Genomic DNA, 8,714 nt, shown 5'->3' with positions numbered 1-8,714 from the left:
CTGATGAACCTATTTCATCCAGCTAACATGTATCTAGGATTGAGTAGAAATCACAGAAAATGGTGAAGACCCAAAATTAATATAGATGGTGTTGCAAAACCTGTTTTCTGCAAGAAAAAAATGTGCATTTTTATTCACCTATTATGTGGTTTTGCAACACGTTCAAGAAGTCAATTAGCAAAAGAACTAAAAACTTTTTAAACTAATTGTTTTTTGGATACTAAATTGATACTGATTAAACTTTAAGCGGAAACGATGTAACAGAGCAGCCACTAGGCTTATTTAAACTTCCGCCATAATTGTATTGCTGATAATAAAATGCCTGCCCCTAGTGATAAGAAGGTAAGCAGAATCGAGATGTCACCGATGGGTTCCCGAAAAATAAATAGATGTGGCCATGGCATAAAAGTACCTTGCGTCGCTACTTCCATAAAGGTATAGGTCGCTACAATCGCTAGCGCAATATCTAAACTTTGGACGGCACTTAAAACCGCAATCCCTATAATTTGGTAAAAGATAAACAGCATGATGAGGTGCACAATTAAAGTACTGGTGAAGAAATCCGGCCCATTGATCCACGCGGTCAAACAAACTAGCAGTGAAATAAAAATCGCGTGTAAGAGGGCGTAACGTATAATGTCGATGACGAGAACCTTGCGATAATAAACGATTAACGTCTCCCTTGCTCCTTCTTCATAAAGGCTGTTATACAGAAAGACCAAATGCCAGCCAGCTATCGGCACAGCGATGCCTTGTACGACGATATACGGCATAAATGGAGCATCGGATCGCGATCCGAAACTTAGCATGAGCAAAACACACAGCGCGTAAGCCACGAAAGGAAAGCTATATAAATAGCCTAGCAATTTTATATCAAATTTGAATAAATGAACGAGCTTATTCATAGGGGGCCGCCTCTTTTAAAAGGGCTAAATATCCATCCATTAACCGCGGGCTGACGCGCTGACCAATGGGCTCATCCGACAACACACGCACTACAATATGGGAAGGCTCCTCGCTCATCTGTACAACCTCTTTCGTAGCCATGATTTCATCTAACTCTTCAAATGGAACGTTTATTTCATATGTGCAATGGGCAGCTTTTTTCTTTAATTCCTCTGGCCCTCCTTCAAATAAAACCTTTCCATTTTCGATAATGCCGATTTTCGTGCAAAGAAACTCAATATCTTCGACAATATGGGAAGAAATAATGACCGTATGGCGCTTTCCGAGCTGCTTCAACAGATTGCGAAAACGCACGCGCTCCCGAATATCAAGCCCTGCTGTCGGCTCGTCAAAAATGAGAACAGACGGCTTGCGCAATAAAAGCTGGGCGATGCCTACCCGCCGGCGCATTCCGCCGGATAATTCCCGCATTTTTTTATTCACATGGTCAGATAAATTGACCTGTTCGACCACTTCCTTGATTTGGTGGTGATACGAAGTGGAGGGCTTGCTTCCTTGAAGAATGGCGATGTGCTCAAGCACCTCATACACGGTGAGTTCCGGGTAGATCATAAAGTCCTGGGGTAGATAACCAATATGGTCTGTTCGCCTCACGTAGGTGTTTGTGCTGATCAACTCCTCCCCGAGAAACACACGCCCTGCATTAAAATCCGTCAAACCGGCCAATATCTTCATTAAGGTCGTTTTGCCAGCACCGTTTGGCCCCAGTAACCCGTAGATTCCTGAAATAGAAAGCGTAACATCCGATAATATTTGTTTCTTTTTGATGATCTTCGTCAATCCATCAATGTAAATATCCAATTGACCCCGACCCCTTTACTAATTCCAGTACTTGATTCCATGTCCACGTTTCGTCCATTTCCTGATACCATTTTCGCAAGAATTGCTGCTTCTGTTCTAAGCTCAATTGCTGAAACGCAAAGTAAATGGATTTAATGAGTTCCTGTTTTGATTTCGGTAAAACATCTGATTGGTGACTTCTAAACATATCGATTTTTCGCAAGTCTCTTTTTTCCATTAAAAATTGAGCAGCCGCATGAATCCATTCATTATACATGACGTATGATCCTTTTGGTTGCACCGAAAGCCGAAGCATTTTTTCATAAAAATCTTGTCCCATGTGGTATTTATCTATTGCATATAAATCTTGTGTGTTGTATACGAGGTGATCGTTCGCCATGAAAGAAGACAGACCGAAGCTGGAAAACACAATGGCTTTAGGCAACGATTGGACTGTTGTCGGCGCAAGCTGCTGCACTTCATGTAATGTCTTCTCTAGTTGTGACAACACCGTTGGAACTCTCTCTTCCATTTTGGGCCAGTCCGCTGGATACGTAATATGGTAATCCTCATATACCAACTGATTGCCTTGCCCCTTGATAAGAGTGACAGCTTGTGCCTTGCCGCTGTAAACCGACCCCCGCTTCGGCAAATTGCAAAACAGCACATCGCCATCCACTTTCAAGGTAAAAGCATGTTTTTCTCTCGGCAAAAATTGGTCCGTGAATTCGTCCCACCATATCCGTTCCTTTGTTCCGTAAATGGTAAACTCATATATTTTATACATTTGTGACGCCCTCTTTTTCGGATACCACGCTTTATCGGCGAGAAGAACCGTTCGTCCGTTCGTATAAGGGATGAAGCTTGTATCCACGATGTCATACCGAAACGTGAGAGATGTCGTGCCTTCAGGCAGATAAACAGTAACAATATCTCCCTCTCTTGCAAACTTGATTCGTTTATGATTTGCTTGAATCCATTTGATCGGATAAGCATGGTACAGTTGAAACGTTGGCTTCATCGTGTCCATACGGGAAAACTTCACATGCACAGTGGCCTGTTTTTCTTTCAATGAAATGGAGTAAGATTGAATATCATACCGCAAGTCTGTCTTGACGTCTCTGTTCATCTTTCGATAGTCATTGATCTCCGTTGTTTGATCCGCTCGAGTAAACGCTTTTGTGTTTGACTGCAAAGAACTATAAGCTGTCAAGACAATAAGGAACGGGAGCATAAGCAGCACTTTCATGACAACATTCCGTTCTCTCGTTGTAAGCGTCCAACGAAGCGACAACATCAAAATCATTCCAAAAAGGACGAGAAACCATGTGAGCAGCTTCCACTCATTTCCCCGATCCACCTCAAAACCAATATAGGAGTCATATACAGATTGGACACCGTGGTTTCCGATAAAAAGCAGCGATTTCCAGTCATTCGCATGAACTGTTTCAAAGAAATCAATAAATAGTTCCGTCGTCATACTGCCGGTTACAATCCACACGACTAACATCACAAAAAAGCTGCTCTTTTTTGTCCCAAGAAGCATCGCCACCATCAAGCCATACATTATGCTGAGCGACAACGGAGCGAACATATATACGATTAAAAAACGAAACAGTGACAAATAAAAATCCGAAGGCTCAATTCCTACAACAAAATAAACAATGGAAAAAATGCCATAGGCAACAACCGCCATAACTCCTTGGCATAAAACATGAACGGCAAACATCGCGCTCATTTTCTCCAACATAATGCGATAGCCATCCGTAAAAAACGACTGGACGCCATAAAGAAGTTCCTTTGAATGGAGAAGATAGAAAAAAACCATGTAAAAGATCGATACCATTTGCACAAGCATGAAAACTTCATGTGGCAGTTGTCCATACGCTTCCATATCATATGGATCTGAAAAGAACAAAATGAGCCTGCTGATTAGCAAAATGAAAAACAATACACTTGCCCCAATATATAGCTTACTTTTAAATATTTGTTTGATATAAAAAATAAATAGACGCTTCCATCGCACTTCATTTCACCCGTTTCCCTAAAAGGTGCCTCAAAAAGATCAGAAATCTCCACAAAAAATAAAGATTGGTGGGATGGAATAGCCGCGATGATATGGATTTCATCGATATTTACTGCATGTGTTATGCTGTATCCTTATGCATAACTTTGAGTGTTTACTTTAGTTTTGCAACACCATCCATATTTAATTAGATCAACTTTTCTACTCAATGCTATTCTCCACCTTTTGGTACTGAAAAAAATTACCTGTCTTTATCCCGTAATTTATCAAGCCCGCCAACCTTACTTTCAATATATCAAATAAAAAAGAAAAAAACATCCGTATTTTCCGCAAATTTGATTGCAGAAAATGCGGATGTTTAAGGATATCCATGAGATTGAACAATCGGTGGCAGCATTTTAGCGTACATCGAGCATCACAAAGAAAAGTTTTTCAGTGCTAAGGACATTTCACTTGAGAAGCAACAAGCAGAGGGAGCTTGATCTATTATTTTCTAATTTTTAAGAAAAGTTTTTACTTCCTCCTTTCCCATCCCTTGTTCTTCAATAAGCTTGAAACAGCGCAAGCAGCTCTATATTGCTATTGAGGTTTCCTGTCTGCTCTCTGAATGAAAATAACTGTTGTAAACATAAGCGCAATAACCGTTATCAATAAAATCACAAATTTCCTTAATAAAAACGGATCCCAAACGGGCGGCTGGAATAAAAAGATGTGCGGCCACGGCATAAATTCCCCTAACGTTACCACTTCTAAAACCGTATATAATGACAATATTTTATCGAGCCATAAAAAAGCAGCAAACTATATAGATGCAATTTGAAGATTTACCATTTGCAGCCTTTATCGACTGTCAGGCGACCGAACAACGCCGCTTCACAGACCCATATATGGGTCTGTGAAGCAGGTGGTTGTTCGGTCTTCCGTCACGCCTTGGCGTGACGGGGCAAGCCTATGGCTTGCCTTCGACAGTCGAAAATGGACAAACCGCTTTTCCGTCAAGGATATGTTAAACTTCTTCGTTGCATCTATATAATACCAAATTTGTTCTCAGGTGCTTTGGTATTAGTTTGCGAATAATGAGGCTATAATAGTTATCTCTTACTACCGCTTCGCCAGATTGGAAGTCAGTCCCTCTTTCCCATTTCAACAGAAAATTTATCCTTTTCCCTATGGTAGGAATTACTTCACTTTTTCAAGTTTAAAGTGGTTGATTCTGTAAACTTCATCACAAAGAATATCAATATCCTCTTGATTATGGCTGGTAAGCAAAATAGTTCTCCCTTCTTGCTTGAATTTTCGGAGTAAATTGCGGATATTTTCAACGCTTTCAGCATCCAAAGCATTAAATGGTTCATCTAAAATAAGTGTTTGTTGATCTTCCATAATGGCTTGAGCAAGGGCAAGCTTTTGTTTCATTCCAAGCGAGTAATGTTTTACCTTTTGTGTCGATTCTGGATTTAATCCAACCATCTTCATCGTTTTCTTTATTTTGTCATCATTAATTTTGTTTCTAATTAGGGCTAATGCTTTTAAATTATCAAACCCTGTCTTTCCCGCTATATATCCAGGCCGATCAATGATAATCCCAAAATTATTCGGAAACCGTTTATTAGTACCCAACTCTTCCCCATCCACGATCACACTACCGTGATCAGGAAATATAAATCCGCATATTAGTTTGAATAATACTGACTTGCCAGAACCGTTAGGACCAATAATTCCATAAATTTTCCCCTTTTCCACTGCAAAATTCATATTTTCAAAAATCGTTACCCCTTTAAAAGATTTACTGACTTGATTCAGTTGTATATGTGGCAACTTCCTCACTCCCTTTTTTATAAATCAATGTCTTTTTTATGAAAAATATACAACACAAAAATTATTCCTAAAATATTCCATAAAGATAGAACCACACTTATACGATAAATAGAGTGATCGCTTAATATATAGCCAATACTATTCAATCCAGATGGAATGATTAACCAATTATTAAGACCTGGAAACATAAAGATCGAAAGTATACAAATAGCCAATAGACTATAAAAAATTTCTTTGCTTAGCCAAGAAATAATAAACACAAATAACACATAGAAGAGAACTTGTAGATAACCATTGACAAAAAAATGATAAAATACCTCGAATATCGTAATAGAGTTATCAACAGAAATATAGAAATCAAAAGAAAAACGTTTCAAAGAAGAGAGCAATAAAGAAAATAATGCCAATATTAACAAATAGAATGCAATATATATCATTATTTTGCGATACCATTCCCAAAACCACTTACTTATAGAGCGATAACGCAAAAGCTTATAATAACCAATTTCCGACAATTCCCTTTGTAAATACAATTGTATTAAATAGATAAAACCAAAATATATAACCCAATAAGACAAAAATGACTTTAAACTAAATGTGTGGTTTGAACCGCCTATAAACATGAAAATAAATTGATCCCAAATGGTTTTTCCTAACTTTTCTCGCATACCGGACCATAATGCTATGACAATCAGTGCAAAAAAAATGATATAGCCCCAGTTATATCGCAATTTACTAAATATTTTCGTATTTAAGTCTATTCGATTTACACTCCATACAATCAACGTCGCCAATCCTATTACAATTGCGAACGGTCCCCATATATTACCGAACTGTGCAGCCCCCGAATGTAAAATGAGGTAATTGCACAAATTGAATAAATAAGCATGACTAGGAAGAAGTTTAAATGACACTCCACTATATACCCATATGAAAACCGCAATGAATATGACAATACCTTTTCTTTGTGATTTTACATAAATGATGGCTAGAATAAGGTGGATACAAATCAAACTTAGAATGAGTAACGAAAGATGTAATAACAATGCTAAAAAGGGTGTATCTATAAATTTTTGCAATATTTGCGTTTCACTTAGAGAATCATCAAGCTTACTAAACGGACTCCAACCTGCAAAAGAAGGAGCGCCAATTAATAAAAGCCCACTCACTGCTCCCCAAACTATCGTTGCTATACTGAGGCTTTGAACAAATTTATTTAATGTTTGATACACCCAACTTCGATAAGAACCTAATCGTATAAGAATCGTGTACTCAAAATCAGACATGATAATCGAAATAGAACGGTATAGTAAAACAGGTAAAATGAAATACAAAATAAGATAAATATCACTGAGAAAGCTATGCAACAAGTCCCACTTGTTCAACGATAATTTTGTTTGAACTGAAAAATAATATAATTGTTCTTTGCTTCTTGATCCATATATGTAAATAATCATTCCAAAGATAATCCATTTGAATGTAAATAGTTCGTCGATGAAATCTTTCCATTTACTTCTTAATATCCTAGCCATAGTGTTTGTGTAGATTCTCCTTTAAATAAAATCCTAATATGATAATGACAATACATAATATTGTAAATGGGACGAATACCGTCCACAAAGGTTGTTGTGAGATACTAAAAGGAAAAATAGTATAAGTGGGTGAAAATTGCTCATATCCAAGAATTTGCGTAATAAAATTGCCTAACAAATAATACATAAATGGGATGGAAAGCGCAACAAAAGGTTTCTCTAAGATCATAACTAGCAATAATCCCATTGTCGCATACATCATTCCATTCAGTCCTACCCATAGCGAGTAAATAATTCCATATGGCAATGTTCCAAGAAAAAGCAATTGCTCAAACGTCGTATAAGGAATAGGATTGCCATCTGCAGGATATAAATGAACGATGTCCAAAACAGGTTCAATATACATAGAAAATATAAAAGGGATGAATACCATTAAAAAGGCTATCAAAAAAGATAGAATCGCATTGACTACTAATTTGCTAAATAAGTAAGTAGCCAAAGGGATACGAATACGCACATATGGAATAAAATAGTTTTTTTGTTCACCAACGAAGTAAATCGCATACACAAGAACCATTATGATAGGAAAAAGCAGCGGAACAAAATTAGAATTTAATCGTAGAAAAAGATCTAATTGTCTATAATAAACATAATTCTCTTTAATCAATAAAAATTGAATGGTGGGAAGAACCAATATCAATGCCGCCCAAATCACACATTGACGCCAGGTGACGGCTCTCATCAATTCTACTTTCACCTGATGACTTAACATTTTTGACATCCTTTCCTGCTCTTAGTTTTAGTTTTGAAGAGAATGGCTCGGTCCATTCTCATTGTGAATTAATTGCTTCTCCACTCTCCCTTTACCCTTACGTCTACCAATTGAGTAAGATCCGAGCTGAACTCAACTCGGGCATCCTTACCTGATTTGATCGAATTAGGCAATTTGAATGGACCCCCAACGGTTGCGATACGAACCCAAGGCCCAGTTCCTCCGCTATAAGAATGCGCTCTTGCATCCAATGGTTTTCCAAGTATAGATACTTTCAAATCAGCTGATGCACCGGTAGTAGATTTGGTTTGTTGAGGAGTAAACGCATTACCGTTTAACTTTGGGACAATTACGTCATACTCGCCATACGTTGTTCCAGCCTGAGCCAACCTCCTGCAGCGAGAAGCCCTGCTGCTAAGGTAAGTACTGCGAATTTCTTTTTCATTTTTTAACATTCCTCCTCGTAATTTTAGATGATAACCGGCCGGCTTCGCCCCCACTATATCAAAACGAATTAGAAAAAACATCCGTATTTTCCGCAAATTTGCTTTGGAAAATATGGATGTGTAAGAAATATCCGTTAGGTTCCATATTAAGCATTTTGGCGTATATTATTCACAATATGTTTTTCATTCCTTAATTATCTTGAAGTGCTTGTCGCTTCTTAACAATAAAAAATCCCACCTGAATCCGTGACAAAACATCTTTACAATGGTCGCAAACCGTTGATACGATAAGGGAAAACGATGTTGACGATTCTTCATCAAGTAGGTGATATGATGAAAGATTTCCCGATTCGGTTTGTATTGACAGATGAAGC

The 8,714-nt window shown here is 37.9% G+C and carries 8 protein-coding genes; all 8 read right to left on the bottom strand.

All coding sequences use genetic code 11. The features are described from left to right. Window positions 1-278: 278 nt before the first annotated feature. Window positions 279-905 (bottom strand): hypothetical protein, encoded by a 627-nt coding sequence (locus DCC82_RS03480; protein WP_108430242.1) that lies wholly within the window; start codon window positions 903-905, stop codon window positions 279-281. Next, entirely contained in the window at window positions 898-1,767 is an 870-nt protein-coding gene (locus DCC82_RS03475) for an ABC transporter ATP-binding protein (RefSeq protein ID WP_097354026.1), read from the bottom strand. Before DCC82_RS03475 ends, DCC82_RS03480 begins: the two co-directional genes overlap by 8 nt. Further along, window positions 1,751-3,772 carry an ABC transporter permease gene (locus DCC82_RS03470; protein ID WP_097354025.1) on the bottom strand — a complete coding sequence of 674 codons (2,022 nt, stop codon included), beginning with the start codon at window positions 3,770-3,772 and terminating at the stop codon, window positions 1,751-1,753. Before DCC82_RS03470 ends, DCC82_RS03475 begins: the two co-directional genes overlap by 17 nt. A 1,179-nt stretch (window positions 3,773-4,951) precedes the next feature. Continuing rightward, window positions 4,952-5,590 carry an ABC transporter ATP-binding protein gene (locus DCC82_RS03460; protein WP_049625389.1) on the bottom strand — a complete coding sequence of 213 codons (639 nt, stop codon included), beginning with the start codon at window positions 5,588-5,590 and terminating at the stop codon, window positions 4,952-4,954. A gap of 17 nt (window positions 5,591-5,607) precedes the next feature. Next, a complete protein-coding gene (locus DCC82_RS03455) occupies window positions 5,608-7,122 on the bottom strand; it encodes a permease (RefSeq protein ID WP_187252162.1) in 1,515 nt (504 codons plus the stop codon). After that, complete coding sequence (locus DCC82_RS03450) at window positions 7,115-7,903, bottom strand: ABC transporter permease (protein ID WP_097354024.1); 789 nt, start codon at window positions 7,901-7,903, stop codon at window positions 7,115-7,117. The genes DCC82_RS03455 and DCC82_RS03450 overlap by 8 nt, the downstream gene beginning before the upstream one ends. A gap of 59 nt (window positions 7,904-7,962) precedes the next feature. Further along, entirely contained in the window at window positions 7,963-8,349 is a 387-nt protein-coding gene (locus DCC82_RS03445) for a hypothetical protein (protein WP_233252917.1), read from the bottom strand. Between the two features lie 181 nt (window positions 8,350-8,530). Next, window positions 8,531-8,714: hypothetical protein (locus DCC82_RS17935; protein WP_233252916.1), on the bottom strand; the 184-nt coding region annotated here is incomplete at its 5' end.

This window comes from Geobacillus sp. LYN3 (genome assembly GCF_003064505.1).
GTDB lineage: Bacteria > Bacillota > Bacilli > Bacillales > Anoxybacillaceae > Parageobacillus_B > Parageobacillus_B toebii.
This window is presented reverse-complemented; position numbering and strand designations above follow the sequence as displayed.